Source organism: Weissella viridescens (assembly GCF_003862435.1).
In the GTDB taxonomy this organism is placed as follows: Bacteria; Bacillota; Bacilli; order Lactobacillales; family Lactobacillaceae; genus Weissella; species Weissella viridescens_A.
The window spans coordinates 52395-71752 of sequence record NZ_RHGY01000004.1 but is presented as its reverse complement, the minus strand read 5'-3'; the positions used below and the strand labels follow the sequence as shown (position 1 = coordinate 71752).

Below are 19358 nucleotides of genomic sequence, written 5' to 3'. Positions count from 1 at the left end.
ACACAACTATGAAACTAAAATCTTTATCAATGCAAGGCTTTAAATCATTTGCCGATCGGACGCAAATCGATTTCATGCCCGGGATTACGGGGATTGTTGGGCCAAACGGATCGGGTAAATCAAACATTATTGAAGCAATTCGCTGGGTAATGGGTGAACAATCGGCTAAGGGTCTGCGCGGTGATAAGATGGCTGACGTTATTTTTGGTGGAACAAAAACCCGAGCGCCTTTAAATCGGGCTGAAGTTGGCATTGTCTTTGATAATCAAGATCATTATTTAAATTCAGATTTTTCAGAAATTGAAATTAAACGCCTATTGTATCGCAATGGCGACTCTAAATATCTGATGAACGGAAAACAAGTTCGACTAAAGGATGTTCAAGAGTTGTTTATGGATTCCGGATTGGGACATGAGAGTTTCTCAATTATTTCGCAGGGACGTGTAGAACATATCTTTAGTGCCAAAGCGGAAGATCGCCGAGCTATTATTGAAGATGTTGCGGGTGTTTATAAATATAAACAAAATAAACAGCAAGCCGGTAAAAAACTTGCTGATGTGCAAGATAATCTCGCTCGCGTCACTGATATTTTATATGAACTTGAGCAACGCCTTGAACCATTAGCACAACAAAGTGCTAAAGCGCAAGATTATAAAAATCAAAAACAAGCTTTTGAACAGTTGGATCAAGCCCGTCTCCAAATTGAGTTAACCCAATGGGAAAAGGCACTTAGCACGACAACCCAAGAGCGGGATGAACAGTCAGCCCAACAGCAAGATTTAGCAGAAACTTTGTCACAAGCGCAAACTGAATTGCAACAACAAAAGCTCGCGTTAATTGATCAACGAGAACACCAACAGCGTGCTCAGCAAAACTTGCTTGAAGTGACGCAACGGGTGGAAGCATTGGCCGGTGAACAAAAGTTGCAAGCTGAGCGTGAACAAAATCAAAAGCAGTTAGTGGCGACAACGACACAAACTTTGGCGGAGCGCCAAACGGCGGCAACGGATTTAGAGCAGCAACTGGACCAAGCCAAAGCAACTGCCGATGAGGCTGATGCAAAGCTAGCAGCCTTAAACGACCAAGCGCAAGCATTGATGCGTCCGGATGATCAAGCCCAACTCGTCACTTTGCAAAAACAGTTAGCAGATTTACGACCAGAGTTAGTGACGGCACTTGAACAATTGACGACGGCTAAAAATAATCAGCATTTCGCACAACAAGAACACCAACGTGCTGATGCCCAAACAGATCGTTATCAACAACGCTATCAAACACTTACCGAACAGATGCAAGTGGCGCAGGCCGATGTTGAACAAGCGCAACAACAAGCGCAACAAGCCCAAGCCGATTTAAAACAAGCCCAGGCAAAATTAGCCCAACAGCAAACGCAAGGTCAAACTGTTGAACACCAGTATCAGTCAAATCGTGAAAAGTGGTATGAACGACTTCAAGCCCAACAACATGTGCAAGCTCGGGTTGAGTCTCTCCAACGCTTAAATGAACAATATGATGGTTATTATCAAGGGGTTAAACAGTTGATGAAACAACGGCAAACCTTTCCTGGGATTCGGGGTGTCGTCGCTGAATGCATTCAAGTTGATGGCAAGTACCAGTTAGCCATCGAAACGGCTTTGGGAGCAGCGTTACAACAGGTCATTGTTGATACGCCAACCACGGCGAAACATGCGATTCAATATTTGAGCAAAAATCGTCTCGGGCGGGTGACCTTTTTACCGGTTTCGACGATTAAAGGGCGTCAACTCGCACCGAATGTTTTACAAACAGCCCAGGCTCAGCCAGGGTTCTTAGGAACGGCGGCTGATTTGGTTGAGATGCAAGCTGAGTTTAAGCAAATTAAACAACAATTGCTCGGGACAACCGTGGTGGTGGATGAGCTAGACCATGCGAATCAAATGGCCCAGGCTTTAGGCCAACGAGTGCGTCTCGTGACGCTTGACGGTCAGGTCATTAATGCAGGTGGGTCAATGACTGGTGGTGCTAGTCGCAACCAACAACAAGGATTGTTGACCCAGAAGAATGAGCTCGCCGAGTTATCACATCAACTCAAGGAACTCAACCAAGAGGTAACGACTTTAGAGGCAACGGTTAAAGCGGATCAAACGGATTTAACGCAGCTAACGGAGTCATTTAAAAATCAGCAAGACCTGGTTATTCAACTCACGGAAGTGCATCAACAACAAGCAGCTACGCTACAAAATGCGCAACAAGAATTGTCACATTTAGAAAAGCAGCGACAAAGTTTGCAGTATGACATGCAGTTAGCGGGTGTAGATGAAAATCAAGATGCACAAGACCTGCAAAACCAAATCCAGACGGCGCAACAGGAATATGATCGGATTAATCAAGATTTGGAATCAACGCAAACACAAATATCTGCGTTACAACAAAGTCTTGATGACGCGAACCAAGCCTTAGTGAAGGTACAATTAGCCCAAAAAACGGCTGAAGCTGAGCAACAGCATGCCCAAGAGAAGGTCGTTAATTTGACCGCTCAACTCACAGCGAACGCTGATGCCCAAAGGCAATTGAAACAACAGCTCCAAGATTTGAGTTTGGATCAAGCAGACGTCAATCAACGGATTGCGACGGAATATCAAGCCAACCAAACTGCGCGGGAAGAATTAGTGACCCAGTTAGCCGAGATAGAAACGGCACTACAAAGTCAGCAACGTTCGCTGGAGCAAAAAGAACAAGCAATTGCGCAGATGCAAGGGCAACAACAACATGCTTTAGCAACTTTGAATCAATTGACCGCTCGGCAAACCGGACTCCAAACACGGATTGAACAGGGACAAACGCAACTTGAAGAAACCTATGCGGTACATTATGAACCACAAACGGCTGCAACTTGTGAGACCCTTCCAGAAATCAAAGATCAGTTGAAGTTGTTGAAACGGGGTCTAGATGACATTGGTGATGTAAACATGAATGCCATCGCCGAATACGCAGAAGTAAAGGAACGTTACGCTTTCTTAAGTCAGCAAAAACAAGATTTACTTGATGCACACGATGATTTATCAGAAACAATGTCTGAGATGGATGAAGAGGTTAAGACACGTTTTAAGACAACGTTTGACGCAGTAAATGCACATTTTGAACAAATATTTGTTAAAATGTTTGGAGGTGGGCAAGCCAAGCTTTATTTGGAACAACCAGATAATTTATTGGAGACGGGTATTGATATCAAGGCCCAGCCGCCGGGGAAGAAATTCCAACAGATGAGTTTGCTCTCGGGTGGCGAAAAGGCCCTCACAGCGATTAGTTTGCTATTTGCGATTTTAGCCGTTCGTCCGGTTCCATTTGTTGTTTTGGACGAAACGGAAGCAGCGTTGGACGAAGCCAATGTTGATCGCTTTGCCAACTACCTACAGTCTGTGGAACAAGAAACCCAATTTATTGTGATTACACATCGTCAAGGAACGATGGCTGCCTGTGATGTCTTGTATGGCGTAACGATGCAAGAACCTGGTGTGTCGACCATGGTCTCAGTCAACCTGAATGACGCATGAAATAAGAGAGGATAGGCATAATGGGATTATTTGATTTTTTGAAACACAAGCCAAAAGTTAAAGTTGAGGTCTTACAACCAAAGCCAGATATGGCAGTGGATATTAAATATGTCACGGATGAAATTGCAGAACAAGAAGCCATCGCTGATTCACACGAGTTAGTATTATCAGCTTCAACGACCCCTGCTGAATCATTAAGCGTCTCTGAAGCAGAAGCATTGGACGCGACGGTTGCGCAACAAGCTGCCCAAGCATCAATTGCCCAAGCTAAGGCTGACATGGCAACTGATTCAGCATCAATGTCAGAAGCTGAAGAGGCATCAGAAGTCGCCGCAAAGTCAGCATCACAAGCATATGTTACATCTGTATCAGATTCAATTGAACAAGCGCACGCCGACTCTCTATCAGATGAATTATCATTAGTGGGCTCAGCCAGTCAAGTCGAAGCAGCAATGTTAGCTGAATCAGCTTCATTGTCAACTTCAGTGGTGAGTTCAGAATCACAAGCGCATGCTGCTTCAGTGTCAGCGCGTCTATCTTTGTCCGTTTCTGCTTCTCAAGATGCGGCCCAGGCAATTAATGAAGCTGAACTGGAAGCAACAGCTAAACGAGACTTAGAACATAAGCATGCACAAAAGTTAGCACAAGATGAGCAAGACCACAGTCAATCTCTTTCAGCTGAATTGTCATTGGTCGCTTCAATGAGTCAAGTTGAAGCTGCTGCATTAGCCGAATCAGCTTCATTTTCAACTTCAGTTGTGGCTTCAGAGTCGCAAGCACATGCTGATTCACTTTCAGAAAGTCAATCATTGTCAGCGTCTGCGTCAGCCGATGCAGCAAGTGAAGTCAATGAAACAGCAGTTGAACAAACCGCAGAAAATGATTTAGATCAAGGGCTTAGTAAGACTCGTCGAACATGGTCTGATCGTTGGAACCACTTCATGTCAAACTTCCGTTCAGTTGACGAAGATTTCTTTGATGACTTGGAAGAAACGTTAATTAGTGCCGATGTGGGTGCACAAACTGCGGTTACCCTCACTGATGAACTTCGTGATGAGGTGAAGCTAAAGAATGCCAAGAGTCAAGATGATGTCTCAAAGGTCATTATCCAAAAGCTCATTGATTTATATGAACGTCAAGGTGTCGATGAAGATACCAGTATGCATATGAACCCCAACGGCTTGACGGTGATTTTGTTTGTGGGTGTGAATGGTGTTGGAAAAACGACGACGATTGGAAAAATGTCAGCCCGCTATAAGCAAGAAGGCAAGCATGTGGTCTTAGCCGCGGCCGATACATTCCGAGCTGGGGCAACTGAGCAATTAGTTGAATGGGGAAATCGAAACGAGATTCCTGTGGTTACAGGAGCTGCAAATTCTGATCCCGCCTCAGTCGTCTATGATGGTGTCAAACAAGCACAGGCCCAAAATGCTGATATTTTGTTTGTCGATACCGCTGGGCGTTTGCAAAACAACGTGAACTTGATGCAAGAGTTGGCTAAAATGAAGCGCATCATCCAACGTGAGATTCCAGAAGCGCCACAAGAAGTATTGTTGGTACTTGATGCCACGACCGGACAAAACGCTTTGCAACAAGCACGCTTGTTTAAGGATTCAACCGATGTGACTGGTATCGTGTTGACCAAGCTTGACGGAACGGCAAAGGGTGGGATTATCCTACCAATTCGAAATGAATTGCACTTACCGGTTAAGTGGATTGGTGTCGGTGAAAAGGTAACAGATTTGCAACCATTTGATGCAGATGCCTTTGTTAAGGGCCTCTTTGGGCGTTTACTTGAGGGTTCAAAGTAAATGGAAGTTGCCAAAACCACACGCTTAAATGCGTTATTTGATTTTTATCAACCCTTGCTAACCAAAAAACAAAATGATTATTTGGAATTGTATTATGCTGATGACCTTTCCTTAGGTGAGGTTGCCGACGAATTTCAAGTCTCGCGACAAGCCGTGTATGATAATCTTAAGCGTAGCACGCAATTACTGGAGAATTATGAGGCCAAGTTGCACTTATACGCGGATTTTCAAAAACGACAAGCAGCAGCTGAAAACATGCAACAGTATATTGCAGAACATTACCCAGCTGATGCCGAATTACAAGCACGCGCAAACCAATTAGTCACATTAGAAGAGGAGTAGAACCATGGCTTTTGAAGGATTAACAGAAAGATTACAGGATGCCATTTCGGGTCTTCGTCGTAAAGGAAAGGTTACCGATGCGGATTTGCGCGATACCATGCGCGAAATTCGGATGGCCTTACTTGATGCCGACGTTAACTATTCCGTTGTTAAGGAATTCGTCCGAAATGTACGTGAAAAGGCAGCGGGAGCCAAAGTCTTAGAAGGCTTAAACCCAGCCCAACAAATTGTTTCAATTGTGAATGATGAATTGGTTGAAATGATGGGTGAAGAGGCTGTGCCACTGAACAAGTCACCGAAGATTCCAACGGTTATTATGATGGTTGGACTACAGGGGGCTGGAAAGACGACCACGGCCGGTAAGTTAGCTAATAAGTTGAAGAAGGAACAAAACGCACGTCCCTTCATGATTGCAGCCGACGTTTATCGTCCAGCGGCCATTCAACAGTTGCAAACTATTGGTGAACAAATTGATGTCCCTGTTTTTGAGATGGGAACAGATGTTGACCCACGTGAAATCGTTCGCCAAGGATTAGACAAGGCTCGTGAAGAAAAGGCTGACTACGTCTTTATTGATGCGGCTGGTCGTTTGCAAATCGATGAACCATTGATGCAAGAATTGGAAGACATTAAAGAAATTGCGCAACCAGATGAAATTATGTTGGTTGTCGATGCCATGACCGGTCAGAATGCGACTGAAACAGCAGAAGGCTTTAATGATCGACTTGGCATTACTGGGGTAACCTTAACTAAGTTAGACGGTGACACACGTGGTGGTGCTGCCCTTTCAATTCGTGCCGTAACGGGTAAGCCAATTAAGTTCGTCGGTCAAGGTGAGAAGATGGATGACTTAGACGTCTTCTATCCTGATCGTATGGCAAGTCGTATTTTGGGTATGGGTGATATGATGACCCTAATCGAAAAAGCCCAAAAGGATTACGACGAAAAGCAAGCTGAAGAGACCATGGAAAAGATGAAATCAAGTACCTTTGATTTCAATGATTTCTTGGATCAAATGCAACAAGTTCAAAATATGGGACCTATGGAAGATTTAATTAAGATGATTCCTGGAATGGCCAACAATCCAGCCCTAAAGAATGTGCAAATTGATCCTAAGGACATGGAACACTTAAAGGCGATTGTGTACTCAATGACTAAGGCTGAACGTGAAAACCCAGATTTGTTGAGTCCCTCACGTCGTCGCCGAATTGCCGCTGGATCAGGTCGTCCAATTGTTGAAGTGAATCGCATGATCAAGCAATTCAATGAAATGAAGAAGATGATGGGGCAAGTTTTGAATGGTAACGTCAATGGTATGGAACAAATGATGGGAGCCATGGGCATGGGCGGCGGAAACGGCGCTGGCGGTGGTCTTCAAGGTAAGATGGCCAACGTAGCCATGAAGCAAATGGCCCGTCGTGTGAAGAAGAACAAGAAGAAGCGTAGTAAGTAAAAACGACAAATTTAAAACTGTAAAGGAAAAACACTTTACAGGATACTTGAGAACTGTTATATTATTACCTGTAGAAAAATTACTGGAGGACATTATACATGGCTACTAAAATTCGCATGAAGCGTATGGGATCAAAGAAGCGCCCATTCTATCGTATCGTTGTTGCTGACTCACGTGCACCACGTGATGGTCGCTTTATTGAAACAGTTGGAACTTACAACCCATTGGTTGAAGAAGATGCTGTTCACTTGGAAGAAGAGACTATCATGGAATGGTTGAACAAGGGTGCTCAACCTTCAGATACTGTTAAGAACATGTTGTCAGATGCTGGCATCATGCAAAAGTATCACGAAGCTAAGTACTCAAAGTAATTAGTTTGTGATAAAGGAGTGACCCTTTGTGGTCGCTCCTTTTTTGTTTTCTTTTAGAAAATAAAGCATGGTATACTTAGAACACGATAGAACAGTTGAAAAGAGGTTGATATGAGCTTATTTAAGGTTGGAAAAATTGTGAATACTCATGGTATTCGAGGTGAAGTCCGGGTGATTCCAATTACCGATTTCCCTGAGGAACGCTTCCAAGTTGGCGAACAACTTGTCATTGATGGCAAGACACCAACCACGGTTACCGTTAAAACAGTGCGTCCCCACAAGCAATTTATTTTGTTGTCATTTGAAGACATGCAAGATATTAATTTGGTGGAACAATTTAAAGGGCACGATTTATTTGTTGATGAAACAGAAGTCGCTGAATTAGAATCAGATGATGAATACTACTATCACGATATTGTCGGGCTTGAAGTGATTGATCAAGCTACGCAAACATCATTGGGTAAGGTGAGTGAGATTATGGAACTCCCTGCCAACGATGTCTGGGTCGTAAAAAAGAAGGGTGCTGAGGATTTGCTCTTACCAAACATCAAACAAGTTGTGTTGGATGTTGATTTGGATGCTGGACAAGTCTTCGTGAACCAACTTGAGGAAATTTAAGATGCGAATTGATGTATTGAGTTTATTCCCAAATATGTTTGCACCAATGCGCGAATCAATTATTGGTAAGACGATTGATAAAGGACTCGTTGACTTTAACGTTGTTGATTTTCGCGATTATACAACCAACAAACATAATAAAGTTGATGATGAGATCTATGGTGGTGGGCAAGGTATGCTATTAATGCCACAACCCATTTTTGATGCAATGGATGCCGTTGAAGCCCAAGCTGGTAATCGTGGGCGCGTGATTCTCATGGATCCAGCTGGCGAAACGTTCACGCAAGCTAAAGCCGAAGAACTTGCGAAGGAAGATCACTTAACGTTTATTGCTGGACATTATGAAGGATATGATGAACGGATTCGTGAATTGGTTACCGACGAAATCTCAATTGGTGACTTTGTGTTGACTGGTGGTGAACTGGGGGCTATGACCGTCATTGATGCAACAGTTCGTTTACTCGAAGATGCGCTTGGCGATGATATGTCAGCTGTGGATGATTCCTTCTCAACAGGACTCCTTGAATATCCACAGTATACGCGCCCCGCTGATTTTCGTGGCATGCAGGTGCCCGCTGTGTTGACATCAGGCAATCACGCTAAAATCGCCGAATGGAAACAAAAGGAAGCCTTACGCCGGACCTATTTACGCCGCCCAGACCTTTTGGAGCATTACCAGTTTACGCCCGAAACAAAACGCCTATTACGTGAAGTGAAACAAGAAGAAGCTGAGCGGGTAGAAAAGTAGCGGGCAACCTTGTCAATTGAGATAGAGTATGCTATATTACTTATTGGTGTTTTCACCAAAAAATAAAACCCGATAATCCGCTGGCCGAATGGTGAATGATTGTTGATGAGGAGATTAATTATGCGTCAAAATGCATTGCTAGAAAAGCTTACTGCTGATCAACTACGTACGGACATTCCTGAATTCCGTGCTGGTGATACTGTTCGTGTTTACGCACGAATCGTCGAAGGTTCACGTGAACGTGTTCAATTGTTTGAAGGTGTTGTTATCAAGCGTCGTGGCGCTGGTATCCAAGCAACTTATACTGTTCGTAAGATCTCAAGTGGTGTTGGTGTGGAACGTACATTCCCATTGCACTCACCACGTGTTGATAAGATTGAAGTAGTCCGTCATGGTCGCGTTCGTCGTGCCAAGTTGTACTACTTGCGTGCATTGCAAGGTAAGGCTGCTCGTATTCCTGAAGCACGTCGTTAATTATCTTGGCAATCGCCAATTAAAAGAGACTAACCAGCAATGGCTAGTCTCTTTTTTTTATTTAAAATACAGTGGTCAAACTTGAAATTCTAACAAACAAGTGATAAATTTAATGCAAGAACCCAATTAGAAAGAATGAGGAATAATCATGCCATTTGTACACGTAGAACTTGTTGAAGGGCGTACACCAGAACAATTGAAGGCAATGATGTCTGATATTACTGATGCTGTTGAAAAGAACACTGGGGCACCCCGGGCTGCCATTAAAGTGATTGTTGACGAAATGCGTGCCGACCGTTTCATGGATGGCGGAACCCTTCGTTCAGAAAAGTAAATTTACTGTAGTAAAAGGTGGTGTGAGAGCCATCTTTTTTTATCGTCATGACTGAGGAGCTTCACGTATGTCAGAACAATATATTTTATCAATTGATCAAGGAACGACGAGTACTCGTGCGATTCTTTTTGATCAGTCCGGCCAAGCAGTCGCTAAGGTCCAACGCGAATTACCCCAAATTTTCCGTGAACCCGGTTGGGTAGAGCACGATGCGAACGTGATTTGGGATGATACCAAACAGCTGTTAAATGCAGTTGTGCTAGAAGCCAACATTGAGCCATATAAAGTTGCTGGAATTGGTATCACAAATCAACGTGAGACAACGGTCATGTGGGATCGTTTGACAGGTGAGCCAATTGCGCCAGCCGTTGTCTGGCAATCTAAGCAAAGTGATGAGATTGCGGAACAATTAAAGGCACAAGACTATAGCCAATGGATTTATGACAAAACTGGGTTATGGATCGATGCTTATTTTTCAGCGACAAAAATTATGTGGTTGTTGGATCATGTTCCTGGCGCGCGTGAAAAAGCCGAACGTGGTGATATTTTGTTTGGAACAATTGATACGTGGTTGTTGTACAAACTAACCAATGGTGCGGTTCACGCGACAGATTATACGAATGCTTCGCGAACAATGTTATTCAATATTCATACCTTAAGTTGGGATGAAGAACTATTAGCGGCATTCAATATTCCAAAAGCCATTTTGCCGCGCGTTGAAGATTCAGCGCATGTATATGGTCATACAGCTAATTATGTCTTCTTTGGACTACAAGTACCGATTTCTGGGATTGCCGGTGACCAACAGGCAGCCTTGATTGGGCATCGGGCCTTTGAGGTAGGAGATGTTAAAAATACGTATGGGACGGGTTCATTTATCGTAATGAATACGGGTGATAAGATTGCAACTTCTAATAATGGATTGCTTTCAACGATTGCGTATAGTTTAAATGGTGAGGTGACCTATGCGCTTGAAGGATCTGTCTTTATTGCAGGTGCAGCAATCCAATGGTTACGTGATGGTCTTGAATTAATTAAAAGTGCTCGTGAAACCTCAGATCTTGCACAATTATCACGGGTTCAACACCCAGGCTTTATTTATGTGGTGCCAGCCTTTACCGGATTAGGAGCCCCATATTGGGATCAACAAACCCGAGGGGCCATGTTTGGTATTATGCGTTCAACGACAAAAGCAGACATTGTTCGCGCCACGGTCGAATCATTGGCTTACCAAACCAATGATGTGATTTTGGCCATGGAAAATGATACGGACTTAAAAATGGATCATTTAGTGACGGATGGTGGCGCTGCGGTCAATGATTACTTGCAGCAATTCCAAGCCGACTTACTCCAACTCCCAGTACAACGACCAGAACAATTAGAAACTACAGCCCTTGGCGCTGCCTTTTTAGCTGGGCTGGGTGTTGGTTTTTGGCGAGATTTGGCCGACTTACCAGTACTGAGTGCAGTTGATATTAAAAGGCCGGATGCGACAAAACGCGAAGAAATGGCGAAAACCTATCACCGTTGGCAAAAAGCAGTTGCAGCGGCCCAAACTTTTCCACTGCAAGATGATTTCTCATAATATTAAGTTTTTGTTACAAATATCGTAAAGTTAGTTTAAACTCTGTCTTTAGGATGATAAGCGACCAAACATAGCCTGTTACAGATTATGAATTGGTCGTTTTTCTTTTTGCTGTACGTTTTTATAAGCCTGTTACAAATAAATGAATTTGCAAACACTGTTTTTTCTGTTAAGTATAACTTAATTTGCGAAAATGACAGCCAAAATTCACTACAAAATAAGCGCAAATATGCGGTATGATAGTGGCAGATAGTTATGAGATTAAGGGGTAGGACAAATGGGACAAAAGACAAATAAATTACTTGTGAGTGGTGTAATTGGCGCAATTGGTGTGGTTGGTGTAACCCAAGTACCATCAGTTCAAGCCGCAATGAGTCGCTTAGAACAAAATGAACGCCCAGCCGCAAAGCAAGCCGTAGCAAGCGATCCTGTGCATCAAGCCTTACAAGCCTTAGTGGGTGATGTTAAGCAACCAACGCAAGTGCAAGCTAAAGCTGCGGATTCAAAGCAAATGAAAGCCAGCCGGACTGAGGTCCGTAAGGATAAAGACAGTCAAACATCAGACGCTGAAATTGAGCAACAAGCTCAAGCGGCGGCTAAGGCGGCTAGTGCCGATGCACACGCTGACTTAACGGAATCTGTAAGTGCACAAACAGCACAAACTGAACCTGTTTCAGCTATGGCCGCAACTGCGCCAGCAGTGTCAGAACAAACATCAATCGCTTCTGAAACTGCTGTAAGTGCAGCTGATGCAACATCAACTAATGATGCAGAAGGTGATGTGGCAACATCTAATGTGACTGATCAAGCGATGCCAACACAAAGTGTGACTGATTCACAAGCACCAGCCGTTTCAGAATCGGCAAGTGTAGCCACTCCAGAAGTTGATCAAAATAGCGTTGCAACACCAGAATCAAATCAAGCAAGTCTTGATCAAACTGGTGATGTGGCTCAAGCTGTAACGGAAAGTCAGGCCAATGTTGTAAATCCTACAACAGCAACCGGCGCTGCGATGGCACAAGCCGCTGTTGCAACCCAAGCAGCTGGCAATGTCCAAACTTCAGGTCAACTGGTGGCAGAAGCTTATCAACAAGCCACGGGGCAAAGTATTCCCGATAACACGACCCAACAAGAAGCTTATTTCAACCTTCAAGATTTAAATGGGGCACCATTGCATGATGTGGCCAAGCAAGGTGATGTAGTCTTTTGGGGTGATCATGGAACCTCTTATCAAGCGGGTGTTTACATTGGTCAAGATCAAGTTGTAACGGGAACCCAAGCTAATCCAGATACGGCACCTAGTTTTGTCGGATCAATTGACTAAATAAAAAAAGTCTCTCAATTGAGAGACTTTTTTTATTGGTTTTGTGCATCTAATTCAGCAAGGCGATCATCAATTTGCTTTAAGACAATTGCTTGATTTTCGGGATCTTCTAAATTATATTTTTGTAAATCAACCATCATCTTAGGGGATGCATCATATGATTCATACCAGTCTTGGTAGGCTGACCACATCTTGTAGTAATAGTCACGTAATTCAGCGTTATCTTCAAATTGTTCGTAGTCACGTCCACGCTTTTTAATCCGATACAGAATGGTATCAAAATCAGCATTTGCAAATACCATCAAATCAGGGCGGCTTTTACGCATCGTTTGTAATTCTGCCATCATATTGTCGAGTAGTTGCATGTAGACGTCTAATTCAGCGTCAGAAATATTACCTTCCCGATGGTTTTCTTGGGTAAATAACGCGTCTTCATAGATTGAACGATCAAGAACATTATTATCGTCGGCTAAGGCACGCTTTATCATTGCAAAGCGCTTATTTAAAAAATAAATTTGGAGTAAGAAACCGTATTGTTTAGGATCTGCATAGTAAAGTGGGAGCACAGGGTTATCCCCAACGGGTTCAAAAAAGGCCTCCGTTCCCATATGCTTTGCAATTAAATCTGTTAATGTTGTTTTACCAACGCCAATCATTCCAGCTGTGATAATCACCATGATTGTCCTTCTTCCTTTAGGATTTGGTTAGTTGTTCGACTAACTTGCCGTTAACTATCTTAGCTAATAAAATCGTGGAATGCAATTCTTGACAATTTTTGTTGAGAGGAGGTTAAAAAAGCGAATCCGAATTTCGGATTCGCTAATGGGGATTGGTTATGATTGATCAGCTTTTGTTGCGGCTAAAGCCTTGTTTTGTTCAGCTAGTTCATCACGAATTGCTTGCAAAACATCCAGTTCACTTTCTTCATCGGCTTCTTGATCATCATTGGTTTTACCAGCTAAGGCACGGGCCTTGTTCATGGCTTTAACCATAATAAAGATAATTAGACCAGTTAAGAGGAAAGTAATTGCAGCTGAGATGAAACTACCAATTTTAATTTGGGCTGGCCCAATTTTCCAGACAATATCGGCAAAGGAAACGGCCCCGGTAAAGATACCAATAATGGGCATGAAAATATCATCAACCAATGCTTTTAGGAGAACTTGTAAGGCGCCTCCCATAATAAAGGCAATGGCCATGTCGACGATGTTGCCATCCGTGATGAATTCACGGAACTCTTTAATAAATGCTTTCATAATAAACTCCCTCAATAAGATTTGATGAATCGTTTTATTTTAGCATGCCTATGACACAAAACCAGTGAAATCATCAGATTTTAATATTCTGTTAAAAGAAAAAATCGGTTTGTTAATCGTTATGGTTTTATGAAAGGTTCATGTAAAATAGAAGAGATAATTGAAAAAAGAAAAGAGGGAACACATGCGTGGATTGATTTATGCGGGTTTTTGTATCCTAACCTTGCTAAGTTTCATGGGACTAGCCATGCTGAGTGGCTACTACCATTGGCCATTGTGGGTGGCCGCAATTGTTTTCATCGTGGCCGTTCTTGGTTTTACCTATTTAATGAGTTTACTGGTTTTAAAGTTACAACAGAGTAAGCACAATAAACATGAGGAGCCAAAAGATGAGCAATAAAACACTACATACGATTGATAATGTCTTCAAAGGCATTTTATGGTTGGTGGTTGGCATTATTTTGAATACGGCCATCCAACTGTTTGCCACAGCCGGTAGTCAGGGCTTAGCATTGTCGTTGGGTTTCCCGGCGAAAGGACGCTTAGCGACCGTGTTGATGGTGGCCATTGCCTTAATCTTTATGGCTCTGACAGTAACAGTGATGTTATGGGCGATTCGACGCGTTAGTCCTAATGTGGGGCTACACCCATTTCAAACCCAAAAACTTAAATGGGTTGTGTACGGATTTGGCTTGATTATTGGTGGTAGCATGGTGATTAATGCCATACGTGTGTTGGTAACCGGGCAAGTTGCGGAACCTGAAAACCAACGTATGCTAGAACAAATGGCGCACCAAGGTGGCTATGGCTTAATTTTTATTTTAGTGTTAGCAGTAATTGTCGCACCCATTGTTGAAGAGCTCATTTTTCGTGGCATTGTTCTCAACTACTTCTTTAAAAATGGATGGTGGTGGACAAATGTGTTGATTTCAGCAGGCTTATTTGGTCTGTATCATGTCTACACCGGTTTTAATTTATTTGATTTTTTACAGTATAGTTTGATGGGTTTGATTTTAGCGATTGTTTATAAAAAAACACGTCAAATTCAATATGCAATGACTTTGCACTTCGTCAACAATAGTTTTTCAATGTTGGTCTTAGTTTTGACGATGGTATTTCATTAATTTTGTTTTTAAAATAATGAAAAGCGTTATACTAGAAGTATAGATTCTTGAGAAATGGGGCTAAATAAATGAAACAATATCTACACACAACTTTTGGTAGTCAAAAAGTACTCCAAGCACTTCAAGCTGACCATCCAGAGCGACACATGTTGCTAACCATTGATGATCGTGACCAAACGAATTTTCAACTATTGGAGGAGACAAATGCGGCAACATCAGTCTTTGCAAACCCAATTAGTTATGATGTACTGAGTGCAGTTGGTGAAACGGATGATATTCGTGGTTGGATTCATTTTACATTTCTTACAATTCCCGATGAAGAAATGGTTGCGTTTCAAAAGCAATGGACAAATTATCAAACTGACGCAATGGCAAATGTGAGTGGTTTAATCGGTAGTCAACTCTTACAACGTATAGATGATAATCATCAGTTTGGGGTCATGACAACTTGGACGACCCGCGACTATTATACGATTTGGCAAGCTGATGGACGGGGACCGCTTCAGAAGTATGCAGACTTTGATAACCGTTATAACTTACGTACCAGTAGCTATTCACCAGCAGCTTTCACCAAGCAAAAGCTATAATCAGCCAGGTGAGTTGTTTTTTTGCAGGGAGGCTTGCTATAATGTAACGTTATAAACTATGCGAAAGGGGGGACCGAAGTATTATGGAATTTGAACGCATTAATGAAGATACGATTCGCGTTGATTTAACGAATCATGATTTAGCTGAACGGGGAGTTTCAATCACTGATCTCATGGGCAACCAGGACGAAATTGAGAACTTTTTTCGGGGGCTACTAGAAGAAGCCGATGAAGACTATGATTTTTTAAATAAAAGTGATGGGGCGGTTTCATTTCAAGTGTTGCCAAAGCGTGATGGATTAGAAGTCTTTATTTCTACACGCGCACCCGACCAAGCTATGATGGAAGGCATCATGCAGTCAGTGGTTGGGAAGCAAGATGATGACGAGCATCCGAATGACGATGTTTCTAATGATTTGTTGAAAAAATTATTGGGAACAGATGAGGATGATAGTGAGCAAGGAGTTGCAGATGATCATGACACCAATGTTGTGACCACACCTAAGGGGGCACCATATGTGGCCGAAGATGTGCCAAATGTTGCCTTCATGCGCTTCAACGATTTTGAAGATGTTTTAGGCCTAGCTCAGATTGTTGGTAGTGGCCTTGAACAGACGCGTCTGTACGAAAATCAAGGTAAGTACTATTTGTCACTTGAATTTGCGCCGGACTTGAAATTAGCTGATCGCCAAAATTTGTTAAGTGTTGCATTGGAGTACGGTAAGGTGAGTCCCTTAGATCAAGCCGTGATTGCGGAACATGGACGAACAATTTTGAATGATCATGCCGTTGACCAACTCAACCAATATTTTAATGATTAAATAAAACCTCAAACGTGGTGCGGACCATACTTGAGGTTTTTTTGTATCGTTTGAGATTATTCGCGTCATTGTTTATGGAGGAAACAATGATGTTAGAACACCGAATTAGTATTCATCCAAACCGTCCGAATGAGTGTCGGTGGTGCCATCGGGAAATTTTACGACGGCGTGGCCGCCATGGTCGGTTGTTTTATTATCACAAGTCACACTTAAAACGACGGGTGGGCGAATCACGTCAGCATCAACTGGGTAAACAAGCTGTGGCGGAATATTTTAAGGCCCGCGAATACCACGTGGAACTGGAACAATATCTACCGCAGGTCAAGCAGCGAGCGGATATTGTGTTGGTACCCAAGCAAGGGAGCATGATTGTTATTGAGTATCAATGCGCTAAAATAACACCTTTAAATGTGCAACGTCGGACGCACCGGTATCAGCATGTCGGCTTCCAAATTCATTGGCTTTTGGGACCAACATATCAGCAGCACATCCCATATGCTTTTTTAAAGCTAACCCCAGCCGGATTGCAGGCAAATTTTTTTGACAATCACCACTGGCAAAAGATAATTTATGACGGAGCGAATCCACTTGTACAACGGGAACAGATCACCCGACCGGCTCGTTTACGTCAGCAAATTATGCGCGGGCTTTACTTTTGTAAAACACCATATCGTCAAATTCAAAATGAGCTCTATCAAATTGGCTACAACTTGAGTGACATCCCTGTTTGCTGCTTACCAACAGAAACCTTTCCGCCTGGGCCAAAAGCACCGTATTGGTACATCTTATTACGCTTATGGCTGGCGTTGTCGACAGGTCCTAAATCGGTTGAAGCATTAGTCAACGTTATGACACCAATTGCATGGCATCAGAGTGCATTTATCACTGAAACAGTTTGGCGCAAGTACTGTTTGGCCGACATTTTAAGAGTTTGGACGGCGCAAGGGGTTATTTGTAGGAACCATGATCTGATTTGCTTAAATGAGAAAAGTATAATAAAATGACTTAAACAACTGATTTTTAAGCGATTTAGTCCATAAACTAGATTACTGCTATCGAAAAAGGAGCGTGCTAAAATGGCCAATACTTTACCAACCCGTGATGAGGTTCCAACCAGTCAAACTTGGGATCTCAGTACAATTTATCCAACCAATGCAGCATGGGAAGATGCATTTGAAGATTTGAGTGACCGCTTGGATGGGGCCACGTATTTTGCTGAGCACGTGACGGATTCTGGGGATGCATTATTCCAAGCCCTCCAATATGGGCTAGGGTTGATGCGTGACTTAGAGACATTGTATGTCTATGCCTCAATGAAAAATGATCAAGATACGACAAACAGTCAGTACCAAGGAATGTTTGATCAAGTACAAGGCTTGGCTGCACGAGTATCAAGTGCAATTGCTTTCTTTGATCCAGCGGTCCTTTCATTAACGGATGCACAATGGCGTGAATTCAAGGAAACAACGCCAGCATTGGCCGATTACCAACATTATTTTGACGCTATTTTGACGCAAAAAGGGCATGTGCTCTCAGCTGACCAAGAATCACTTTTGGCAGCTGCAGGAGATGTTTTCGGCGCCTCTGAAAAAACGTTTAGCATCCTAGACAATGCCGACATTAAATTTGGCAGTGTTAAAAATGATGCGGGCGAAGAAGAACAGTTATCAAATGGGGTATATGCCCGTTTATTGGAATCAACAAATCCTTCCGTTCGTAAGGAAACTTTCCAGACGTTCTATAAGTCATATATGGACTTGGAAAACACCTTTGCTTCAACCTTATCAAGTCACATCAAGGGGCATAACTTTATGGCGCAAGCGCACCACTATGACAGTGCTCGTCAAGCCTCATTGGCGGCTAATCAGGTGCCAGAAGTGGTTTACGATACTTTAGTTGAGCAAGTTAACCAAGCCTTGCCGTTGTTGCATCGTTATGTGGCGTTGCGTAAGCGCCTTTTGGGCTTGCAAGAACTTCACTCATATGATCTTTATACGCCAATTTTAGGTGAGCCGGATTATGCTATTGATTTTGAATCAGCTAAGGCAGAGGCTTTAGCAGCATTGGCGCCACTTGGTGATGATTATCTTGATATTGTGAATCAAGCCTTTGATTCACGTTGGATTGATGTGGTCGAGAACCAAGGTAAGCGTTCAGGTGCTTATTCTGGTGGAGCCTATGACACGAATCCATTTATGTTGTTGAATTGGGTGGATAATTTAAACAACTTATACACATTGGTCCATGAAATGGGACACAGCGCACACAGTTACCTCACGCGTCAGAATCAACCTTATCAATATGGTGATTATCCTATTTTCTTGGCTGAAATCGCCTCAACGACAAATGAAAATCTGTTAACAGATTATTTGTTGAAGACGGTTGATGATAAGGCCTTACGTGCTTATATTTTGAATCAATATTTGGATGGCTTTAAGGGGACTGTCTTCCGTCAAACGCAATTCGCAGAATTTGAGCAATGGATGCATCAACAAGATGCTGCAGGTGTACCATTGACGGCGGAAGTATTAGATGATGCTTACGCTGATTTGAATCAACACTATTATGGTGAGGCGTTGACACCAGATCCAGAAATTGCGCACGAGTGGGAGCGTATTCCACATTTCTATTACAATTTCTATGTTTTCCAATATAGTACTGGTTTTGCGGCGGCTACAGCCCTTGCAGATCAAATTATTCAAGAAGGTCAACCAGCTGTGGATCGTTACAAGACCTATCTCAAGGCTGGTTCTTCAGCATATCCAATTGATGTGATGAAGCAAGCTGGCGTGGATATGACGAAACCAGATTATCTGCATGAAGCCTTTGCGACATTCGAACAACGATTGGACGAATTTGAGCAAATTGTGCAAGAGCTTGAACAAAAATAACCAAAGTGCCAAACGCTTCTAATTGAAGTGGTTTGGCTTTTTTGTTTGAAAGGTGCTTGAGAAACAGGTACAATGAAGGAAATACA

The 19358-nt window shown here is 42.8% G+C and carries 19 protein-coding genes; 17 read left to right on the top strand and 2 right to left on the bottom strand.

Going from position 1 to position 19358, the window contains the following annotated elements; genetic code table 11:
* Positions 1 to 8 precede the first annotated feature (8 nt).
* The 11 genes from smc to D3P96_RS04745 all read left to right on the top strand — a co-directional run bounded on the left by smc (position 9) and on the right by D3P96_RS04745 (position 12593).
* Positions 9 to 3533, top strand: a complete 3525-nt coding sequence (gene smc, locus D3P96_RS04795; protein ID WP_124943243.1) for a chromosome segregation protein SMC — start codon at positions 9 to 11, stop codon at positions 3531 to 3533.
* Positions 3534 to 3985: 452 nt separating this feature from the next.
* A complete protein-coding gene (gene ftsY / locus D3P96_RS04790; RefSeq protein WP_124943299.1) occupies positions 3986 to 5344 on the top strand; it encodes a signal recognition particle-docking protein FtsY in 1359 nt (452 codons plus the stop codon).
* Complete coding sequence (locus D3P96_RS04785; RefSeq protein ID WP_124943242.1) at positions 5345 to 5686, top strand: putative DNA-binding protein; 342 nt, start codon at positions 5345 to 5347, stop codon at positions 5684 to 5686.
* Positions 5687 to 5690: 4 nt separating this feature from the next.
* Complete coding sequence (gene ffh / locus D3P96_RS04780; RefSeq protein ID WP_124943241.1) at positions 5691 to 7139, top strand: signal recognition particle protein; 1449 nt, start codon at positions 5691 to 5693, stop codon at positions 7137 to 7139.
* Between the two features lie 98 nt (positions 7140 to 7237).
* Positions 7238 to 7510 carry a 30S ribosomal protein S16 gene (rpsP, locus tag D3P96_RS04775; protein ID WP_057746211.1) on the top strand — a complete coding sequence of 91 codons (273 nt, stop codon included), beginning with the start codon at positions 7238 to 7240 and terminating at the stop codon, positions 7508 to 7510.
* 111 nt (positions 7511 to 7621) lie between these two features.
* The gene (rimM, locus tag D3P96_RS04770; RefSeq protein WP_124943240.1) at positions 7622 to 8128 is read left to right on the top strand and encodes a ribosome maturation factor RimM; all 507 of its coding nucleotides are present in this window, start codon (positions 7622 to 7624) and stop codon (positions 8126 to 8128) included.
* 1 nt (position 8129) lies between these two features.
* Positions 8130 to 8876 (top strand): tRNA (guanosine(37)-N1)-methyltransferase TrmD, encoded by a 747-nt coding sequence (gene trmD, locus D3P96_RS04765; RefSeq protein ID WP_124943239.1) that lies wholly within the window; start codon positions 8130 to 8132, stop codon positions 8874 to 8876.
* 120 nt (positions 8877 to 8996) lie between these two features.
* Positions 8997 to 9350: a 50S ribosomal protein L19 gene (gene rplS, locus D3P96_RS04760; RefSeq protein WP_057746219.1), complete on the top strand. Its 354-nt coding sequence runs from the start codon at positions 8997 to 8999 to the stop codon at positions 9348 to 9350.
* 148 nt (positions 9351 to 9498) lie between these two features.
* The gene (locus D3P96_RS04755) at positions 9499 to 9684 is read left to right on the top strand and encodes a 2-hydroxymuconate tautomerase (RefSeq protein ID WP_057746224.1); all 186 of its coding nucleotides are present in this window, start codon (positions 9499 to 9501) and stop codon (positions 9682 to 9684) included.
* A gap of 67 nt (positions 9685 to 9751) precedes the next feature.
* Positions 9752 to 11269, top strand: a complete 1518-nt coding sequence (glpK, locus tag D3P96_RS04750) for a glycerol kinase GlpK (protein ID WP_124943238.1) — start codon at positions 9752 to 9754, stop codon at positions 11267 to 11269.
* Between the two features lie 277 nt (positions 11270 to 11546).
* A complete protein-coding gene (locus tag D3P96_RS04745; protein WP_124943237.1) occupies positions 11547 to 12593 on the top strand; it encodes an NlpC/P60 family protein in 1047 nt (348 codons plus the stop codon).
* Positions 12594 to 12625: 32 nt separating this feature from the next.
* Here the strand turns inward: D3P96_RS04745 and D3P96_RS04740 are convergent, their stop codons facing one another.
* Complete coding sequence (locus D3P96_RS04740; RefSeq protein WP_124943236.1) at positions 12626 to 13270, bottom strand: deoxynucleoside kinase; 645 nt, start codon at positions 13268 to 13270, stop codon at positions 12626 to 12628.
* A gap of 156 nt (positions 13271 to 13426) precedes the next feature.
* Positions 13427 to 13849: a large conductance mechanosensitive channel protein MscL gene (gene mscL, locus D3P96_RS04735; RefSeq protein ID WP_124943235.1), complete on the bottom strand. Its 423-nt coding sequence runs from the start codon at positions 13847 to 13849 to the stop codon at positions 13427 to 13429.
* A gap of 184 nt (positions 13850 to 14033) precedes the next feature.
* Here mscL and D3P96_RS04730 point away from each other — a divergent pair, with 184 nt between their 5' ends.
* From D3P96_RS04730 to pepF, 6 genes are all read left to right on the top strand, one after another.
* Entirely contained in the window at positions 14034 to 14249 is a 216-nt protein-coding gene (locus D3P96_RS04730; protein WP_124943234.1) for a hypothetical protein, read from the top strand.
* Positions 14239 to 14973 carry a CPBP family intramembrane glutamic endopeptidase gene (locus tag D3P96_RS04725; RefSeq protein ID WP_124943233.1) on the top strand — a complete coding sequence of 245 codons (735 nt, stop codon included), beginning with the start codon at positions 14239 to 14241 and terminating at the stop codon, positions 14971 to 14973. Before D3P96_RS04730 ends, D3P96_RS04725 begins: the two co-directional genes overlap by 11 nt.
* Positions 14974 to 15041: 68 nt before the next feature.
* Positions 15042 to 15560 (top strand): antibiotic biosynthesis monooxygenase, encoded by a 519-nt coding sequence (locus D3P96_RS04720; RefSeq protein ID WP_124943232.1) that lies wholly within the window; start codon positions 15042 to 15044, stop codon positions 15558 to 15560.
* A gap of 83 nt (positions 15561 to 15643) precedes the next feature.
* Positions 15644 to 16381 carry an adaptor protein MecA gene (locus D3P96_RS04715; RefSeq protein WP_124943231.1) on the top strand — a complete coding sequence of 246 codons (738 nt, stop codon included), beginning with the start codon at positions 15644 to 15646 and terminating at the stop codon, positions 16379 to 16381.
* 89 nt (positions 16382 to 16470) lie between these two features.
* On the top strand, positions 16471 to 17385 hold the full coding sequence (locus tag D3P96_RS04710; protein WP_185696092.1) for a competence protein CoiA family protein: 915 nt from the start codon (positions 16471 to 16473) through the stop codon (positions 17383 to 17385).
* A gap of 72 nt (positions 17386 to 17457) precedes the next feature.
* Positions 17458 to 19272, top strand: a complete 1815-nt coding sequence (gene pepF / locus D3P96_RS04705; protein WP_124943229.1) for an oligoendopeptidase F — start codon at positions 17458 to 17460, stop codon at positions 19270 to 19272.
* Positions 19273 to 19358 lie beyond the last annotated feature (86 nt).